Annotated in this window: 14 protein-coding genes; 11 read left to right on the top strand and 3 right to left on the bottom strand. The window is 72.5% G+C overall.

The features are described from left to right. The first annotated feature begins 78 nt into the window (after positions 1-78). The 3 genes from PT931_RS22775 to purE all read left to right on the top strand — a co-directional run bounded on the left by PT931_RS22775 (position 79) and on the right by purE (position 2,258). Positions 79-1,218, top strand: a complete 1,140-nt coding sequence (locus PT931_RS22775) for a 5-(carboxyamino)imidazole ribonucleotide synthase (RefSeq protein WP_456247789.1) — start codon at positions 79-81, stop codon at positions 1,216-1,218. Between the two features lie 263 nt (positions 1,219-1,481). Next, positions 1,482-1,757, top strand: a complete 276-nt coding sequence (locus tag PT931_RS22770; RefSeq protein WP_456247788.1) for a hypothetical protein — start codon at positions 1,482-1,484, stop codon at positions 1,755-1,757. A gap of 9 nt (positions 1,758-1,766) precedes the next feature. After that, positions 1,767-2,258: a 5-(carboxyamino)imidazole ribonucleotide mutase gene (gene purE / locus PT931_RS22765; protein ID WP_363730862.1), complete on the top strand. Its 492-nt coding sequence runs from the start codon at positions 1,767-1,769 to the stop codon at positions 2,256-2,258. Positions 2,259-2,408: 150 nt separating this feature from the next. Here purE and PT931_RS22760 read toward each other — a convergent pair whose 3' ends face one another. Beyond that, a complete protein-coding gene (locus tag PT931_RS22760) occupies positions 2,409-6,542 on the bottom strand; it encodes an SCO7613 C-terminal domain-containing membrane protein (protein ID WP_456247787.1) in 4,134 nt (1,377 codons plus the stop codon). Positions 6,543-6,627: 85 nt separating this feature from the next. Between PT931_RS22760 and PT931_RS22755 the strand changes: the two genes are divergently transcribed. Then, a complete protein-coding gene (locus tag PT931_RS22755) occupies positions 6,628-8,268 on the top strand; it encodes a sugar ABC transporter substrate-binding protein (protein ID WP_456247786.1) in 1,641 nt (546 codons plus the stop codon). A 55-nt stretch (positions 8,269-8,323) separates the two neighbouring features. Here the strand turns inward: PT931_RS22755 and PT931_RS22750 are convergent, their stop codons facing one another. After that, on the bottom strand, positions 8,324-9,670 hold the full coding sequence (locus PT931_RS22750; RefSeq protein ID WP_456248188.1) for a UDP-glucose dehydrogenase family protein: 1,347 nt from the start codon (positions 9,668-9,670) through the stop codon (positions 8,324-8,326). 224 nt (positions 9,671-9,894) lie between these two features. Between PT931_RS22750 and PT931_RS22745 the strand changes: the two genes are divergently transcribed. From PT931_RS22745 to PT931_RS22730, 4 genes are all read left to right on the top strand, one after another. Beyond that, positions 9,895-11,049, top strand: coding sequence for an acyl-CoA dehydrogenase family protein (locus tag PT931_RS22745; protein ID WP_456247785.1), 1,155 nt, complete (start codon positions 9,895-9,897; stop codon positions 11,047-11,049). Between the two features lie 932 nt (positions 11,050-11,981). Further along, positions 11,982-13,382: a carbamoyltransferase family protein gene (locus PT931_RS22740; protein WP_456247784.1), complete on the top strand. Its 1,401-nt coding sequence runs from the start codon at positions 11,982-11,984 to the stop codon at positions 13,380-13,382. 4 nt (positions 13,383-13,386) lie between these two features. Then, positions 13,387-14,130: a DUF6071 family protein gene (locus PT931_RS22735; protein WP_456247783.1), complete on the top strand. Its 744-nt coding sequence runs from the start codon at positions 13,387-13,389 to the stop codon at positions 14,128-14,130. A gap of 47 nt (positions 14,131-14,177) precedes the next feature. Further along, on the top strand, positions 14,178-14,675 hold the full coding sequence (locus tag PT931_RS22730; RefSeq protein WP_456247782.1) for an acyl-CoA thioesterase: 498 nt from the start codon (positions 14,178-14,180) through the stop codon (positions 14,673-14,675). A gap of 111 nt (positions 14,676-14,786) precedes the next feature. On the opposite strand, the gene PT931_RS22725 is transcribed toward PT931_RS22730, so the two are convergent. Further along, on the bottom strand, positions 14,787-15,503 hold the full coding sequence (locus PT931_RS22725; protein ID WP_456247781.1) for a TIGR03089 family protein: 717 nt from the start codon (positions 15,501-15,503) through the stop codon (positions 14,787-14,789). A 228-nt stretch (positions 15,504-15,731) separates the two neighbouring features. Between PT931_RS22725 and PT931_RS22720 the strand changes: the two genes are divergently transcribed. The 3 genes from PT931_RS22720 (at position 15,732) to PT931_RS22710 (ending at position 18,441) form a co-directional block, all read left to right on the top strand. Continuing rightward, positions 15,732-16,484, top strand: coding sequence for a CoA transferase subunit A (locus PT931_RS22720; RefSeq protein WP_456247780.1), 753 nt, complete (start codon positions 15,732-15,734; stop codon positions 16,482-16,484). A gap of 5 nt (positions 16,485-16,489) precedes the next feature. Then, positions 16,490-17,122: a CoA transferase subunit B gene (locus PT931_RS22715; protein WP_456247779.1), complete on the top strand. Its 633-nt coding sequence runs from the start codon at positions 16,490-16,492 to the stop codon at positions 17,120-17,122. 194 nt (positions 17,123-17,316) lie between these two features. Further along, entirely contained in the window at positions 17,317-18,441 is a 1,125-nt protein-coding gene (locus PT931_RS22710) for a glycosyltransferase family 4 protein (RefSeq protein ID WP_456247778.1), read from the top strand. The last annotated feature ends 35 nt before the right edge of the window (positions 18,442-18,476 follow it).

Genomic DNA, 18,476 nt, shown 5'->3' with positions numbered 1-18,476 from the left:
TAGTCCCAAATGTCGACACGGCCGTCCGGGTGCCCCACCGAACGTCCCCCGAACGGCCACCGCCTACGCTGAGCAGCGATGGACGCGCGAACAGGACTCCCCGTGGTCGGCATGGTGGGCGGTGGCCAGTTGGCCCGCATGACCCACCAGGCGGCGATCGCCCTTGGTCAGTCACTCAAGGTGCTGGCGGCCGCACCCGACGACGGGGCCGCGCTCGTCGCCCCCGACACGGAGATCGGCCAGCACACCGACCTCGACGCCCTGCGCCGGTTCGCCAAGGGCTGCGACGTGGTGACGTTCGACCACGAGCACGTGCCCACGGAGTACATCCGGACGCTGGCCGCCGAGGGCGTGAAGGTCTTCCCCGGGGCCGACGCGCTGATCGCCGCCCAGGACAAGCAGGTGATGCGCGAGCAGCTCACCGCCCTGGGCGCGCCGATCCCGCTGTGGGCACCCGTGGCCACGCTGTCCGACCTGACCGATTTCGCCCAGGGCGAGACCGTGATCGTGAAAACCGCACGAGGGGGGTACGACGGCCGCGGCGTCTTCGTCGTCTCCGACCCCGCCGAGGTCGCCCCCATGATCGAGGCGGGTACCCGGCTGATCGTCGAGGAGAAGGTCGACCTCGTCCGCGAGCTGTCCGCGCTGGTCGCGCGCTCGCCGTTCGGCCAGGTCGCCGCGTACCCCGTCGTGGAGACCGTGCAACGCGACGGCATCTGCGTGGAGGTCATCGCCCCCGCCCCGGACCTGTCCGCCGAACGGGCCCTGGAGGCCCAGCAGCTCGCGATCCGGATCGCCACCGAACTGGGCGTCGTCGGCCTGCTCGCCGTCGAACTCTTCGAGACCCCCACCGGCATCGTCGTCAACGAACTCGCCATGCGACCGCACAACTCCGGGCACTGGACCATCGAGGGCGCCCGGACCTCCCAGTTCGAGCAGCACCTGCGCGCCGTCCTCGACTACCCGATGGGCGACACCACGCTCACCGCGCCGTGGGTCGTGATGGCCAACGTGCTCGGCGGCCCCGACGGCGGGATCTCCGTCGACGAGCGCATCCACCACCTGTTCGCCGAGGACCCGGCCGTCAAGATCCACCTGTACGGCAAGAAGGTCCGGCCCGGCCGCAAGATCGGACACGTGACCGCCCTCGGCTCCGACCTCGCCGACGTACGGGCCAGGGCCCGGCGCGCGGCACAGTGGCTGGAAGAGGGCAGATGAGCCCGGCGACGGCGCGTGGACCACAGGCCTGCCGGGCATCCCGGCCCCTGTCGGCCGCAGCCGTCGCACACCAGAGCGCCCCACGTCTCGCCCCGATGCCGCCCCGCGCGACCGGGACGCGATTCGGCGAGCTCCGGGCCGCGGGCGACGCCGACATGGCCGGCCCGGATCGTGCCGTGGCCGTGCGTGGGGTGCGCGATCGCCGGGCTGACCTGGGCTACGCCTACCCGACCGTCCGGGTCGCAACCGGGTCGGAGTGCTGTGTGGCGGTGCGTGGGGCGCGCGAGCGCTGGCCTGACCTGGGCTACGCCTACCCGACCGCTCGCGTCGCGACCGGGTCGGACCGCGGCGTGGCCGTGCGCTGGGCGCGCGAGCGCCGGGCCGCGCTGGGCGACGCCTACCTGACCGTCCGCATCGCGACCGGGTCGGACCGGGTCGTGGTCCGGGGCGAGACGCACGAGCACCAGGGGGCAGGTGGATCCGCAACGGCGCGGGGTCCGCTGGCTCCCGCGAAACACCACGGCCCTGTCGGGGCATAGGGGGACACAGTGACTTCTGTTGGCGTGATCATGGGCAGCGACTCCGACTGGCCCACGATGAAGGCGGCCGGTGAGGCCCTCGACGAGTTCGGCGTCGGCTACGAGGTCTCCGTAGTGTCCGCGCACCGCACCCCCGACAAGATGCTCAGCTACGCCCGCGAGGCCGCCGACCGGGGCATCCGGGTCATCATCGCCGGGGCGGGCGGCGCGGCCCACCTGCCGGGCATGGTCGCTTCGCTGACCCCGCTGCCGGTGATCGGCGTACCCGTCCCGCTCCGGCACCTCGACGGCATGGACTCCCTGCTCTCGATCGTGCAGATGCCGGCCGGCATCCCGGTGGCCACCGTGTCGATCGGCAACGCGCGCAACGCCGGCCTGCTCGCGGTCCGGATCCTGGCCGTCGCGGATCCGACCCTGCTGAAGAAGATGCAGGACTTCCAGGTCGAGCTGCGCGAACTCGTGGAGCGCAAGGACGCGGCCCTCCGCCAGTCCCTGCTCTAGCGGGTCGGGCGGTCGAGCCCAGCCCGCCGAGGAGGGCTTCCACGCCCAGGCCGGGCGGTCTCGTAGTGGTCGGGGCCGCACGGTGCGGGCTGGATCGCGCATTGCCGTCCGCCGGTGCGGCACCCTCCGAAGAGAGCGCCGCACCCGGGCTCACCGGAACGACGTGTACGTCTCCCGCAGTCTGCGCAGGTCCCGCCGCCGCTTCTCGTACGTCGCCCCGAACGCGATCAGCAGCACCCCGCCCAGCGCGAGCGGGATCCACTTCGGAGCCCAGCCCCAGATCAGGGTCAGCTCGTGCAGCGCGAGGACCAGCAGCGTTCCCGCGCCGATCACCAGCGGCGCGCGCAACCGGGCCCGGGCGCCGAACACGACGACGACCACGGCGGCGGCCCCCAGCGCGACCCGGCGGACCACCGAGGCGTCCGGCGGCAGCGACCAGGCCAGCGAGGGTAGCAGCGCGCCGAGCAGTCCGGGGCCGTACCCGATCCAGCTGCGCAGTTCCGGGCGCTTGCGGGCGGTCCAGACCCCGAGGCCGAGGACGGCCAGCGCGGGCGGCAGCGTGTACGCCTCCGGCGTCCCCACCCGGGCCGCCCCCAGCAGCAGCCACCAGGCGAGGGTCTCGCTGATCACGGCGGCCAGCGCGTACGCCCGGCCCCGGTCCCGGCGGAGCGCCGCCATGCCGAGCGCGGCCCCCCAGACGGCGCACCCGATCGCGGCGGACCGCAGCGTGGGCATGCCGGCCACGGCGATCACCGCCCCGGCCCAGCCGAACGCCTCGGGCAGCACGGCCAGTTCGGGGACCACCGGCCCGGACCGGACGGCACCGACCGACCCCGGGCCGCCGGCCACGCCGATCGGGCTGCCGGCGCTCGCGCCCGGACGGCTCGGCTGTCCACCGGCCACCGCGCCGTGCTCTCCGAACGGCCCCCCGGCCCCCGCACCGGCCAGATCCGCGACCGGCGTGACCACTCCGGTCGCCGACGACAGCCGCGCCGCCAACGCCGCCACCCCGAACAGCACCACAGCGGCCCCGAGCAGCGCATACCCCTGCCACAGCCGCCCGGCGTCGGCGGCCGCGCACGCCACCGGCAGCAGGGCCAGGAACGCCACCGACCCGATCACCCAGCCGGCCGCCCGACCCGCCACGGACCGCCCGCCGAGCACCGCCACGGCGCCGGCCACCAGCAGCGCCCCGAGCGCCGCCAACGTCCCGGCCCGGGTCGCCAGCAGGCTCGCCGCCCCGGCCCCGGTCGCGAGTGCCGCGACGACGACCAGGACCGCCGCCACGCCGTCGAACCTGTCGACCCGCAGCGCGGCGTACAACGCGCACCCGAGGCCCAGCGCGAGGGCGACCACCGCCGCGACCGGCCATGGAGTTTCGAGCGCCACCGGGGCCGTCAGGACCACCAGAGCGCCCAACGGCAGCCCAAGGGCGGTGAGCGCGCGCCTGCCGAGCAGTCCGTACCCGGCCAGGGTCGTCGCCACGGCCACCGCGCCGAGCACGTACAGGTCGCGGGGGCCGACGCCGTTGCCCGGTGACACCGGTCCCTGCCACACCTCGCGCAGCTGGGCCCACGGTCCGAACAGGGTCAGGACCAGCGCGGGCAGGGTGCCGCCCGCCGCCCAGAGCAGCGGGACGGCCGGCCGGAGGAGCAGCCACGGGTTGCGGACCGGCGGGAGCAGGCTCGCGGCGACGCTGAGGACGGCGGCGTAGGCGGCGTACAACGTGGTGGGTTCGTCGGTGAACACCGTGGCGAAGGTGACCGCCGTGCTGCCGACCGCGATGGCGATGGCGGCGGCCCGCACGTAGGAGGTGCCGCGCAGCGCGAACGCCCCGCCGAGTGCCAGGGTCGCGGCGGCCAGGCCCGCGAGGCCCGCCCACCGGTCGGAGCCGCCGGCCGCGTGGGCGGTGACGGCGGCGAACCCGGGCAGGGTGCTCAGGGCGACGCCGCAGGCCAGGGGGCCGACGAGCGGGGTCCTGAAGCCCAGGGCGGCGACGACCGCGGTGGTCACGACGACCCCGGCGAGCCCGGCGGCGGTCGCGGTCGGCGTGCCCAGGCAGACGGCCACGGCGTGCAGGCCCAGCGGTACCGCGCCGAGCAGCCACAGCGGCTGGCGGAGCGCGCGCAGGCCGAGGGCGCCCGCCGCGAGTCCGGTCACGGCCGGCACCGTCCAGTAGGGAGCGCCGAGGACGGCCGGGGCGCACAGGGCCACCAGCGCGCCGCCGACGAGCAGCGTGTCGCGCCATCTGCTGACGACCAGCACGGCCGCCGTGGTCACCGCGAGCGCGGCCGGCAGCTGCCAGTCGAGAGTACCCAGATCAAGGACTCTTGCCTGGTACGAGCCTGGAGCGCCCCGCCACACCGGCCACACCCCGACGATGGCGGCGGCACCGGCGTACAGCGCTGAGGCGACCGTGGCGGCCCCCGCCGCGCCGGCGCCGACCCCGGTCGCGACCAGGGCTCCGGTGCGCGCCGGCCGGGGCAGCCGACTGGCCGCGAGCAGCAGGAGCGCGGCGACGGTGACGACGCCGATCAGCCGGTGGTCGGGCAGCCCGACCCAGACCAGGCGCGCGGCCACGACCACGACGGGCGCGGTGGCCAGCCCGGCGAACACGCCCCGCGCGACCCCCCGCCCGGCGACGGCGGCGGCGGCGAGCACGGCGGCCACGGCGAGCCCGGCACCCGCGCCCCGCAGCGTGCTGGTGGTGTCCCCGAACAGCAGCGGCGGCAGCGCGAACAGGCCGCCCAGGGTGAGCGCGAGCCCACCGAGCCCGGCCGCGAACCAGCGCACCAACACCGGGAACCCACCGGCCCCGGCTCGGGTGCCGACTCCGGCCCCCGTGCCAGCTCCGGCATGCGTGCCGATTCCCGTTCCCGAGGCGGCCTCTGCTCCTGCGCCAACGCGGGCTCCCGCGCCGGTGTCGGCACCGGACTCTCCGCCGGCCCCGGCCCAGGTCCCCGTGCCGACTCCGGTTCCCCTGCCGACTCCGACTCCCGAGCCGGCCCCGGCTCCCGTGCCGGATCTTCGTGCCCCGGTAGAGCCGAACAGTGGCCAGGCCACGGCCAGGTTGATGGCGGCGGTGATCGTGAACGCGAGGGACCAGCCGGCGGCCGGTGCGTGCAGCTGACCGGCGAGGAGCGGCGCGATCGGCTGGACGGCGAGCAGCGTGGCGATGGCGGGCGCGCGGAGCCGGGTGGCCGCCGCGTACGCCCCGGCGGCGCAGGCGGTCAGGGCGAACACCCCGGCCGCGTACCCGGCGGGGGGCCAGGGGGTGAAGCCGGCGATCCGGGCCGCGTACCCGTCGAGGGGTATCAAGAGGAGCCCCACCGAGGCCAGGGTCTCGGCGGTGGCGGTGAGCTGGCGGCGGGCCAGCGGGACCGGCGCGATCAGGAACAGGGCCGTGACCCCGGCGAGCAGCAGCGCCCGCCCGGCCAGCCCGAACGTGCTCCACGCGACGACGACGAACACGATCGCCGCGATGCCGAGCAGGACACCGCCGAGGATGAGCAGCACGTTCTGCGCGGAGACGGCCTTGACGGCACCGGGCGCGACGGGCTGCGCACCGGGCGCGCCGGGCCAACCGGGCTGGCCGAGGTGTCCGGGCTGGCCGGGCCGGCCCGGGTAGGCGGACTGGCCGGGGCCGGCGGGCAGCCCACGCTGGCCGGTCGGCCCGAAGCCGCCGGGCTGGCCGGCGACCGGCCCCTGCCCGGGACCGCCGACGCCGGAGCCGGCATAGCCGCCGGTGCCGAACGCGGGAGCCGTGCCCGGCCCGGTGACCGGAACCTCGCCGAAACCGGTGCCGGCCGCCGTGCCGAGACCTGCGCCGCCGGAAGCGGAATCCGCAGCGGGAACGCTGTCGGGCGCCGTGAACGGACCCTTCCCGGAGCCGGAGCCGGAGCCGGAGCCGGAGCCCGGAACCGAACCCGGAACCAAACCCGGAACCAAACCCTGTCCCGGGACCGGCAGCGCCCCCGGCTGACCGCCCGGCCCAGGAACCGGATACGCCCCGGGCGCCCAGGCCTGCGCCCCCCGCTGCTCCGCCAACTGTCGGATCTTGAGCTGATGCAACAGCCGGGTATGCCGCTCCACCGCCGCGTTCCGCTCGGCCACCGCCCCGCCCAGCCGCCCCTGGAGATCGGCGATGGTCGCCGCGAGCGCCCGGATCCGGCCCGTCAGCTCGGTCAACTCCACGGCGAGCGGGTCGGCGGGTCGGCCGCAACCGGGGCAGCCGGCCACACTGTCGGCCTCGGTGCCGCAACCTGGGCAGGGATAGGTACTCACCGGTTCATCGTCGTCTATCGGCGCAACCATTACGTCCACCATTCGGGCGTGGTGGAGACAACGGGGCCCTTGTTAATTTGAGGCGGTGACTTTGGCCCTCGAACTGCCGTCCGGCGACGTGCTCACCCTTCTGGGGCTTTTGGTCACCATCATCGCCGCCTTCATCGCGTACGTGCAGCTCCGGCGCACGCCCGCCGCGCCGAAATCCGCCGAGCAGGCCGACCTGGTGCACGCGTGGTGGGAGTCCTCCGACGGGGAGGTCGGCGCGCGGGTGTTCGTCGGCAACACGTCCGAGCTGCCGATCTACCTGCCGAACGTCACCGTCAGCCACCGCCTGCACGGCTGGACGGAGAAGCACTCCTGGCCGAGTGTCGCCGGCGGGGCCCGGGTCAGCGCGCCGGTCCGGTCCTCGCTGAACCGGCTGGTGCCCGGCGAGCCCCGGCCCAGGTCCGACGACTACCGGGTCCGGGTGCTGTTCAAGGACGACCGCGACCGGTTCTGGCTGCGGGAGCAGGGCCGGCTGGAGCGGCTGAAGCCGGAGCTGGCGGTGTGGGCGGAGCGGCGCCGGGTGGAGGTGCTCCGGGCGCGGATCGAGCTGGACTTCAGCGGGATGTACGGCATCGAGGTCCGGTTCGGGAGCGGCTCGCCGGGCGGCAGGTTCGACGAGAACGTGGAGCAGTTGGCCGCGCAGTTCGAGGCGGCGGCGAAGGCCGGGAGTACGCCGGACGTGCTGGTCGGGCCGCACGACTGGCTGGGCCGGCTCGCCGGTCGGGGCCTGGTCGAGCCGATCGTGCTGACCGGCGAGCAGCGGAGCAGGTTCTCGACCACGGCGCTGGCGGCGATGACCCACAACGGCGTGCTGTACGGGGTGCCGACCGACTTCGACACCGCCGTCCTGCTCCGCAACACCGACCTCGCCCCGGACGCGCCGGCCACTGTGGAGGAACTCCTCGCGCACGCCCGGAGCATCAACTCGGAGGTGCCCCTGGCGTTGCAGGTCGGCCCGGACGGCGACCCGTACCACGTGTGGCCGTTGGTCTCCAGCGCCGGCGCGGCCCTGTTCGGCCACCACCCGGACGGCTCCTGGGATCCGGCGAAGGTGATGCCGGGCGACTGGCGGGGCGCGCTGTCCCGGCTGCGGGCGCTCGGCGACAAGGGCGAGCAGGTGCTGCGCAACACCGTGGACCGGGACCGGGCGATGCGGATGTTCGTGGAGCGGCGGACGCCGTACCTGGTCTGCGCGTCCCGCAGCCTCAACGACGTGGACGAGGTCAACCGGGAGCTGCCCTCCGACCGGCAGCTCCGGATCGGCGCGTCCCCGGTGCCCGGGTTCGCCAACGGCGCGCCGGCCCGCCCGTTCACCTCGGTGTACGGGGTGTACGTGCCGAAGGCCGCGCCCAACAAGGCACTGGCGGCCGACCTGGTGGGGGAGTACCTGGCCCGGGAGGATGTCGGGCTCACCCTGGCGGCCCTGGAACGCCGCCCACCGGTGCTGCGCTCCGCCCTGGACACCTTCCGGGCGGACGACCCGGTCCGGGTGTACATCGAGGAGTGCCACCGGGGGCTGGTGATGCCGGCGTTCCCGTTCATGAAGGACGTCTGGCTGGCCGTCGGGGAGGCGGAGCGGAAGGCCATCGCCGGGGCCGACCCGGTGAAGCTGGCCGACATCCTCCGGCGCGACGTGACCCGGCTGGCCCGACAGGTCCGGCACACCGGCACCAAGTAGTACCCGTCAAAAAAGGGGTGTCCCCGCGACGGGAACACCCCTTTCCGGGTGAAGACTACGGGCGGCCCATGCCCCGGTAGTCCCAGCCCGCGGCGCGCCACTGGGCGGCGTCGAGGCAGTTCTTCCCGTCGATCACCTTGCGGCTCGCGGCGAGCGCGCCCAGGCTCTCCGGGTCGGCGTTGCGGAACTCGGCCCACTCGGTGAGCACGCACACCAGGTCGGCGTCGGTGACGGCCGCGTGCAGGTTCTCCGCGTACTCCACGTCCGGGAGGGCCTTGCGCGCGTTGTCCATGCCCTGCGGGTCGAACACGACGACCCGCGCGCCGGTCTTGTTCAGCATCGCGGCCACGGCCAGCGACGGCGCGTCGCGGATGTCGTCGGTGTTGGCCTTGAACGTGGCGCCGAGCACCGCGACCTTGAGGCCGGTCAGGTTCGGGCCGGCGGGACCGGCGGGCCGGCCGAGCAGGTCGGCGGCCAGGGCGACGACCCGGGTCCGGCGGCGCAGGTTGATCAGGTCGACCTCGTGCAGGAAGCGCAGCGCCTCGCCGGCCCCCAGCTCCTGGGCCCGGGCCTGGAACGCCCGGATGTCCTTGGGCAGGCAGCCGCCGCCGAAGCCGAGACCGGCCTGGAGGAACTTGTTGCCGATCCGCGGGTCGTGGCCGATCGCGCGGGCCAGGTGGGTCACGTCGGCCCCGGACACCTCGCAGACCTCGGCCATCGCGTTGATGAACGAGATCTTGGTGGCGAGGAACGCGTTGGCGGCGACCTTGACCAGCTCGGCGGTCGCGAAGTCGGTGGTGACCACCGGCACCTCGCGGTCCTCGGTGGCGGCCAGGTCGAAGACGCCCTTGTGCGCCGCGTACAGCATCGCGTCGGCCCACTCGGTCTTCACGCCGACGACGATCCGGTTCGGCCGGAGCACGTCCTCGACGGCGAAGCCCTCCTGGAGGAACTCCGGGCTCCAGGCGACCTCGACCTCGGAGGTCTCCGGCGCGGACCGCGCGACCAGCTCCTCGACCCAGGTGGCCGTGCCGACCGGGACTGTCGACTTACCGACGATCAGTGCCTTGCGGTTCAGGAACGGGGCGATTCCGGTCACGGCCGACTCGATGTACGACAGGTCCGCGCCCAGGCCGCCCGCACGCTGCGGGGTGCCGACGCAGATGAAGTGCACGTCACCGAACTCGGCGGTCTCCTCGTAGCTGGTGGAGAAGCGCAGCCGGCCCGAGGCCAGGTTCTTCCGGAGCAGCTCGTCCAGACCGGGCTCGTGGAACGGCACCTTGCCGTCGCTGAGCTTGGCGATCTTGTCCTCGTCGACGTCGAAGCCGATCACCTCGTAGCCGAGTTCGGCGTAGCAGACGGCGTAGGTCGCGCCGAGGTAACCCGTACCGAGGAAGGTCAGGCGGGGGCGCAGGGCGCCCGAAGGGGGTGTTACCTGGGCCTGCGGCGGAACGCTCGGGCTGCTGAGGTAAGGGACAGTCACGCCTTTTCTCCATTTCGCAGGCTGGCTATCCCGGTGAGAATAGTCGGTGAGGATGGGGAGTCGCCTAGCACTGATGGTTACCCGTCAGTATCCTCACATACGACGGGCCCGATCTGAACGGGCGTTCAGGAGGAGGAGCCGCGGTGGCGGACTTTGACGTGTACCAACTTCCCGAGGAGCACCGGGCGATCCGGGACGCCGTGCGCGAGGTCTGCGCCGCGCGGGTCGCCCCGCACGCCGCCTCGGCCGACGCGAACAGCGAGTTCCCCAAGGCCTCCTACGACGCGCTGCGCGCCAGCGACTTCCACGCCCCGCACATTCCCGTCGAGTTCGGCGGCGCGGGCGCGGACGCCCTGGCCACGGCCATCGTGATCGAGGAGGTCGCCCGGGTCTGCGCGTCCTCCTCGCTGATCCCGGCCGTCAACAAGCTCGGCACCCTGCCGCTGTTGCTGGCGGGTTCGAAGGAGCTCCAGGCGAAGTACCTGACGCCGGTCGCCGCCGGGGACGCCATGTTCTCCTACTGCCTGTCCGAGCCCGAGGCCGGCAGCGACGCCGTCTCCATGAAGACCCGCGCCGTGCGCGACGGGGACCACTGGGTGCTCAACGGGGCGAAGCGGTGGATCACGAACGCCGGCGTGTCGGAGTACTACACCGTGTTCGCCGTGACCGACCCTACCGCCCGTTCGAAGGGCATCTCCGCCTTCGTGGTCGAAAAGGGCGACGAGGGGGTCAGTTTCGGCGCGCCGGAGAAGAAACTCGGCATCAAGGGCTCCCCGACCCGCGAGGTCTACTTCGACAACGTCCGGATCCCGCTCGACCGGATGATCGGCGAGGAGGGCACCGGCTTCGGCACCGCGATGCGCACCCTCGACCACACCCGGGTCACCATCGCGGCCCAGGCCGTGGGGATCGCCCAGGGCGCGCTGGACCACGCGGCGGCGTACGTCAAGGAGCGCAAGCAGTTCGGCAAGGCCATCGCGGAGTTCCAGGGCATCCAGTTCATGCTCGCGGACATGGCGATGAAGCTGACCGCCGCGCGCGAGATGACCTACGTGGCGGCGGCCAAGTCCGAGCGGGGGGACGCGGACCTGACCTTCTTCGGCGCGGCGGCCAAGTGCTTCGCCTCGGACGCGGCCATGGAGATCACGACGGACGCGGTGCAGCTGCTGGGGGGCTACGGCTACACCGTCGACTTCCCGCTCGAGCGGATGATGCGCGACGCCAAGATCACGCAGATCTACGAGGGCACCAACCAGGTCCAGCGGATCGTGATGGCCCGCCAGCTCCTCAAGGACTAGCGGATATCCCGAGCTCCGGGTTGTTCGGCGCCCGGGTCGGCAGGTGGCGAGTCGCCGCCCGCCGGCCCGGGCGTTCGGCGTTCCCCGGAGGTAGCGGCCGCCCCGGCGCCACCAGTATGTGACTTGGGTCACGTAGTCTTCAACGCGGTCGAGCGGTGTGGTTAAGCTCGCACCTCGCCATGGGATTTCTGGCGGGTACACACGGGGGCTCTTTTCGAAGAGCAAAGGTTGGTTGCGCGGGCTCCGTCAGGGGGCCGTCCGGCCAATTTGGCTATGGGGAGAGTTGTATGACAAGTAAATCCATTCCAGATTCATGGGCGCATCCGCCGGGTCCCGGCGCTGTGGTCCCGCTGTCGGCGAATCCTGAATTCGCCGTGCATCTCCCGTCAGGCCGGAGCGCGCTCGCCTGACCTTCCGCCCGCACGGTCACGGTCCGCGCCCGCCGATGAGGCGAGGCTGCGGAACCCGCTGACCCGATAGCGGCTTCTCGCTGGTCCCGACCGCCGTCGACGCCTGCCCGGTGCGCGGTGTCCATGATGGACATCCGTGCCCGGGAACGTCGTGGTGGCCGGATTCCAGCGCCACCCTTGTCGCGTGGCCACCCTGTTCCGGGTTCCGCGCCGCCGTCCCTGGATGCTCGACGTCCGCGGCACCCGACAAGGGACCTCTCTGCCCAAAAGATTGAAGATCATCAATTTAGATGGGTACTGCGCCGCAGTGGGAATCGAGCGAACAACGAAAAGGGGTACGTGACGTGAACTGGTTGGTCCGCAAGGTGTCCACCATGGTGCGCGACATCAGATTCAAACGGAAGATCAGGCGCCTGCGTGGCCGCGACCCGCATCTCTACAAGTGAGGAATCCATGCTGACCTGGGGTATTTCCGCATTGTCCCATGACGCGTCGTTGGCGGTGGTGGACAATGGTGAACTGTTGTTCGCCGCCCATTCGGAGCGCTACTCGCGGACGAAGAACGACATGTTCCTGCACCGCGACCTGATCGCGGAAGCACTCGCCTACGGGGTGCCCGACAACGTCGCGTGGTACGAGCGGCCCTACCTGAAGAAGTTGCGGCACCTCCGCGCCGGGCAGTGGGGGGACGCGGTCGCGACGGACGACATCCCGCGCCGGTACATCAGGTCGCTCGGGCTGCCGGTGCGGCTGGCGGACGTGACGTACGTCGGCCACCACGAGTCGCACGCCATGGCGGGTGTCGCCACCAGCGGGTTCTCCGACGCCGTCGTGCTGGTCGCGGACGCCATCGGCGAGTTCGCCACCTTCACGATCGCCCGGTACGACGCCGCGCGCGGGCTGGAGACGATCTTCGAGCTCCGCTATCCGAACAGCCTCGGCCTGCTCTACAGCGCGTTCACGAAGCGGTGCGGCTTCAAGCCCAACGAGGACGAGTACATCACGATGGGGATGGCGGCCTTCGGCGAGCCGCGGTACGTGGACCAGATCCGCGAGGAGCTCATCGACATCGGCGAGCCCGGCTTCCGGCTGCGGACGAACGTGCACCGGGGGATCGGCGACTGGCTGCCGGGGGCCGAACCGGTGGACCTGGCCGCGAGCGTGCAGGCCGTGACCGAACAGGTGCTGCTCAACGCGGTGCGCTGGGCCCGGGCGAGATCCACCAGCCCCAACCTCGTCTTCATGGGCGGCGTGGCGCTGAACTGCGTGGCCAACGCGAAGATCGCGGAGACCGGCCTGTTCGAGAACATCTGGACCTTCCCGAACCCCGGGGACGGCGGGTCGAGCGTCGGCGCGGCGGCCGCCCTGCAGGGCCGGGCCGTCTCCTGGCCCGGGCCGTACCTGGGAACGGACATCAGCCGGCCCATCGATCCCGACGAGGTGGTCGACACCCTGTGCAGGGACGGCGTGGTGGCGGTCGCCAACGGCCGGGCGGAGTTCGGCCCGAGGGCGCTGGGCAACCGGTCGATCCTGGCCGACCCGCGCACCCTGCGGATGAAGGACCGGGTCAACGAGATCAAGGGGCGGGAGCGGTTCCGGCCCTTCGCTCCGGTGATCACCCAGGAACGGGCGTCCGCCTTCTTCGAGATGCCCGTGGCGGCGACGCCGTACATGCAGTTCGTGGCGAGGTGCCGGCGGCCCGAGGACTTCCAGGCGATCGCGCACGTCGACGGTACGAGCAGGGTACAGACCGTCACACCCGGGCAGCATGCGGTACTCCACGAGATCCTCACGCGGTGGGAGGAGAAGACGGGATGCCCGATGGTGCTCAACACGAGTCTGAACTCGAGGAGCGAACCGTTGGTGAACACGTGGGAACACGCGCTCGCCTTCGGTACCCGGGAGAAAGTGAAGGTGGTGTGACGCGATGACCCCACGACTCATCGTCACCAACGGCTGCAGCCACACCCGCGGCGCGGAACTGGAGCACCCGGAACGGGAGGCCTGGCCGCACGTCCTCGCGGCGGGCATGGGCGTGCCCCTGGTCAACCTCGCGTGTGACGGCGGCTCGAACCGGCGGATCGTCCGGACCACGGTCGGTCACCTGGCGGACGCCGTCAGAGCCCGGGGGGTCGCCCCGGAGGAGACGCTCTTCCTCTGCCAGTGGACCGCGCTCACCCGCGCCGAGCACTTCGTCGAGCGCCGTACGGACCCGCCCAACCGCCCGGACCTGCCCTACGAGGCGAACTGGCACCGGCTCGGCCACTGGCGGGTACCGGAGAAGCACGCCGCCTCGGTGTCGTACTTCCGCGACCTGTGGAGTGACGAGGGTGCGACGGTCGACTTCTTCACGGACTGGCTCACCCTCGACGCCTACCTGTGGCGGGGCGGTTTCCCGCGCGGGTACATCTACGGGTGGGACATCCTGCCCGCCGACATCCCGGCGCAGGCCCGGCCGTTGATGGCGCGGCTGGATCCCGGCCTCGTGTTCGGCGGTTCCCTGGACAGCTCCCACCGGTCGTTCCGCGCGTGCACCGAGGACGACTTCGAGTTCACGGCCTACTACCACCCGAAGGCACCCGCACACGCCCATCTGGCGAAGCTCTGCGCGGAGTGGCTGGCGGGCGGGGCACTGCTGGACGCGGCCCCCGGGGGCGTCCGGCCGCGGTGATCGAGATCATCGGGCGGGGGTGGGGCGGAGGATGCGAGACTCCGGACATGACAGGTGTACCGACGTCCTACTCCCGCGTGACGCTCAGCCGGATCATGGTTCAGACGGACGTGAACCTCTACGGCACGGTGCACGGCGGCGCGATCATGAAGTTCATCGACGACGCCGCCGGGGCGGCCGCGGCCCGGCACGCCGGGGGCAACGCCGTCACCGCCTCGATCGACGAGATCGTGCTGTCCACCCCGGTCCGGGTCGGCGACCTCGTCCACGCCCAGGCGCAGGTCAACTGGGTGGGCCGGACGAGCATGGAAATCGGCGTCCGGGTACTCGCGGAGCGCTGGAACGAGGCGGGCACCGAGCCGCTGACGGTCGCGACGGCATACCTGGTGTTCGTGCACGTGGACACCGACGGCAAGCCCCAGCCGATCCGCCCCGTGCTCCCCGAGACCGCGACGGACAAGCAGCGGCTGCACGAGGCGGAGATCCGCCGGGAGCACCGCCTGGCCCGCCGCCAGGCGATCCTCGCCTCCCGGGACCGCACCTGAACAACGAGTACCGAGGTCCGTGGCGGGTTCGGTTGAGGAGAGTCGAAGGCCCTTCTCTCGTCAACCGGACCCGCCACGGACGCCCCGCCGGGACCACCGCTCAGTAAGCCCCTACAAGGTGCGCGTCACCTTCTCCGACGAGGCCCGCGACTCCAACTTCGCCTCGTCCGCGTCCTTGCACAGCACGATCGACGCCCCCGCCGCCAACGGCGCCAGCAACCAGTCCAACGGCCGGCTCGGCGCCGCGATCAGCACCCGGTCGTCCCCGGTCAACCCCAGCTCCGCGGCCCGCCCCCGGGCCCGTTCGACCAGCCCCGCGTGCGTCACCTCCGCGCCCCCCGGCAGGTGCACCAGCCCCGGCGCGTCGGGATCGGCCGCCGGCCCGCCGTAGAAGTCGCCGAAGTTGCGGACCTCCAGGACGTAGTCGAGGACGCCCTCGGGCGGGTTGCGGAGCGGCATGGCCATCGGGGCCAGCGAGAGCCCGTACACCTCGGGGCTGTTCTGTTCGGAGAACCTGTCCGCCGCGCTGAACGCGATGTCGACCTGCTCGCCCACGTGGTGGCTGACCGACAGGCCGGCCCGCCAGCAGCCGAGCAGCACCGCCGCCGTCTGCCAGTGCGGGGGCAGCGCGACGGCCGCCGTGTCGCCGTGGCCCAGGCCGTGCCCGTCCACCAGCAGGTTCGCCGTCTTGGACACCCAGTTGTCGAGGGTGACCGCCGACAGTTCGGTCCGCTCGCCGGTCGAGTCGTCGTAGAACGTGAGCAGCGGCCGGGCGGGGTCGGCGGCGAGTGCGGCGGCGAGCAGCCCCGCCGGGGTGCGGATCGTCATGCCGCCCAGCCTACGACCAGCCCCGCGGGCCCCCGCCGGCCCGCGCACCGGCCCCGGCTTCCGGGCAACTCCGGCATGTCGGCCGGTGCGCCGGCCCCGGCGGGGGCGGGTTCGGCCGGCCCGACGAGCCCGGCGGGAAGGTGTGGGTCTGACGCACCCCGACACGGGCCGCCGGCTTCTGTAACGTGTGCCCTCGATGCTGCCGTCTCACTGAGGAGAACGCACACCATGGACAAGACTGTCGCCACCGCGGCGGAGGCCGTGGCCGACATCCCGGACGGCGCGTCGATCGCCGTCGGTGGATTCGGCCTGTGTGGCATTCCGAGCGGCCTGATCCGCGCTCTGCTGGACACCGGGGTCTCCGGCCTGCGGACCGTGTCCAACAACTGCGGTGTCGACGACTGGGGCCTCGGGCAGCTGCTCGCCGAGCGCCGGATCGCCCGCACCACCGGTTCGTACGTGGGGGAGAACAAGGAGTTCGCCCGGCAGTACCTGTCCGGGGAGCTGGAGGTCGAGCTGGTTCCGCAGGGCACCCTCGCGGAGCGGCTGCGCGCCGGTGGGGCCGGCATCCCCGGGTTCTACACCCCGGCCGGGGTCGGTACCCAGGTGGCGGACGGCGGGCTGCCGTGGCGGTACAACACCGACGGCTCGGTGGCCGTGGCTTCCCCGCCGAAGGAGGTCCGCGAGTTCGGCGGGCGCGACTACGTCCTGGAAGAGGGCATCGTCACCGACTTCGCGCTGGTCCGGGCCACGAAGGGCGACAAGCACGGGAACCTGGTGTTCCGCTCCAGCACCCGCAACTTCAACCCGCTGTGCGCGATGGCCGGCAAGATCACGATCGCCGAGGTCGAGGAGCTGGTCGAGCCGGGTGAGCTGGACCCGGACGAGGTGCACCTCCCCGGCATCTTCGTCCAGCGCGTCGTCGCCGTCGGCGTCGGCGAGAAGCGCATCGAGCGCGTCACGACCCGGAAGAAGGGCTGATCACCATGGCACTCACCCGTGATGAGATGGCCGCCCGCGCGGCGCGGGAACTGACCGACGGCCAGTACGTCAACCTCGGCATCGGCCTGCCGACCCTGATCCCGAACTACCTTCCCGAGGGTATCCACGTCGTCCTGCACTCGGAGAACGGCATCCTCGGCACCGGCCCCTACCCGTACGAGGGCGAGGAGGACCCGGACCTGATCAACGCCGGCAAGGAGACGGTCACGGTGAACCCCGGGGCCGCGTACTTCGACTCGGCGCTGTCCTTCGGCATGATCCGCGGCGGGCACATCGACGTCGCCGTCCTGGGCGCGATGCAGGTCTCGGCGGCCGGCGACCTGGCCAACTGGACCGTGCCCGGCAAGATGGTCAAGGGCATGGGCGGCGCGATGGACCTCGTGCACGGCGCGCGCAAGGTCATCGTCCTGATGGAGCACGTCGCCAAGGACGGCTCGCACAAGATCGTGGACGAGTGCACCCTGCCGTACACCGGGCTGAAGGTCGTCGACCGGATCATCACCGACCTCGCTGTGGTCGACGTCACTCCGGAGGGCCTGCGGCTCGTGGAGACGGCTCCCGGCGTGTCGGTGGACGACGTGCGGGCCGCGACCGGCCCGGAGCTGCTCGTCTCCTAGGTACCGGAGCTGCGGTTCCGCAGCTGCCCGATGGGGTCGGCGCGCCGACCCCATCGGGCAACCACCGGGCCATAGAGTCGCCAGTCGGTGTCTGATGGGTGTCGACTTGGCGACGGCTGGACCGGCGGTGCCGACACGGGCAATGACGGGCGTAGGCTTCGTGACGAAAGCCACACGCGAAGGAGGGTGTTGCTGTGCCCCGGGTCCTCGTCGACGCGACCAGTGTTCCGGCTGACAGAGGTGGGGTCGGTCGTTACCTTGACGGCCTGCTCGGTGCTCTGTCCAGCCTTCCGGTCGATCTCATGGTGGTGTCACAACGCAGTGACGCCGAGCGGTACGCCCGGCTCCTGCCGCGCGCCGAGGTGATCGCGGCCCCTGGGGCGGTGAACCACCGGCCGACCCGGCTGGCCTGGGAGCAGACCGGCCTGCCGCTGCTCGCCCAGCAGGTCAAGGCGAACGTGCTGCACGCCCCGTTCTACACCTGTCCGCTGCGCGCACCCTGTCCGGTCACCGTGACGGTGCACGACGCGACGTTCTTCACCGAGCCGGAGCACTACGACAAGTCCCGGCGCACCTTCTTCCGCAGCGCGATCAAGACGTCGATGCGGCGCGCCAGCCGGGTGATCGTGCCCAGCAAGGCCACCCGCGACGAGCTGATCCGGCTGCTGGACGCCGACCCGACGAAGATCGACGTGGCGTACCACGGGGTGGACACCCTCGCGTTCTACCCGCCTTCGGAGGACGAGAAGGCCCGGGTGCGGGCGCGGCTCGGGCTCGGCGACACGCCGTACATCGCGTTCCTCGGGGCCAAGGAGCCCCGCAAGAACGTGCCGAACCTGATCCGGGGCTGGGTCGCGGCCGTCTCCGACCGGACCGACCCGCCGGTGCTGGTCATCGCGGGCGGCTCCGGCCACGACGACGACATCGACAAGGCCGCCTCCGAGGTCCCGGGACACCTGCGCCTGCTGCGCCCCGGCTACCTGAGGTACGCGGACCTGCCCGGCTACCTGGGCGGCGCCGTCATCGCGGCGTACCCGTCGCATGGTGAGGGTTTCGGTCTGCCGATCCTGGAGGCCATGGCCTGCGGGGCACCCGTGCTGACCACGCCCCGGCTGTCGCTGCCGGAGGTCGGGGGCGACGCGGTGGCCTACACGGGCGAGGAGTCCGACGTGATCGGGGACGACCTGTCCTCGCTGCTCGACGACGCGCCCCGCCGGGCCCGGCTGTCGGTGGCGGGCCAGACCCGGGCCAAGGAGTTCACCTGGGCGTCCAGCGCCGAGGTGCACGTGGCCGCGTGGAACCGGGCGGCGGGCCTGTGAGCCGCCGGTTGGGGCCAGCACCCTTCTCCCGGGCA

The sequence above is a fragment of the Longispora urticae genome (assembly GCF_053902585.1).
The sequence above is the reverse complement of the archived record's forward strand: the minus strand, read 5'-3'. Positions and strand labels throughout refer to the sequence as shown.

What these genes read in the sequence shown, in the direction of transcription:
- PT931_RS22730 (WP_456247782.1), top strand. Translation starts at nt 14,178, where the DNA reads ATGACAGGTGTACCGACGTCCTACTCCCGCGTGACGCTCAGCCGGATC.
- PT931_RS22720 (WP_456247780.1), top strand. Translation starts at nt 15,732, where the DNA reads ATGGACAAGACTGTCGCCACCGCGGCGGAGGCCGTGGCCGACATCCCG.
- PT931_RS22725 (WP_456247781.1), bottom strand. Translation starts at nt 15,503, where the DNA reads ATGACGATCCGCACCCCGGCGGGGCTGCTCGCCGCCGCACTCGCCGCC.
- PT931_RS22735 (WP_456247783.1), top strand. Translation starts at nt 13,387, where the DNA reads ATGACCCCACGACTCATCGTCACCAACGGCTGCAGCCACACCCGCGGC.
- PT931_RS22775 (WP_456247789.1), top strand. Translation starts at nt 79, where the DNA reads ATGGACGCGCGAACAGGACTCCCCGTGGTCGGCATGGTGGGCGGTGGC.
- PT931_RS22715 (WP_456247779.1), top strand. Translation starts at nt 16,490, where the DNA reads ATGGCACTCACCCGTGATGAGATGGCCGCCCGCGCGGCGCGGGAACTG.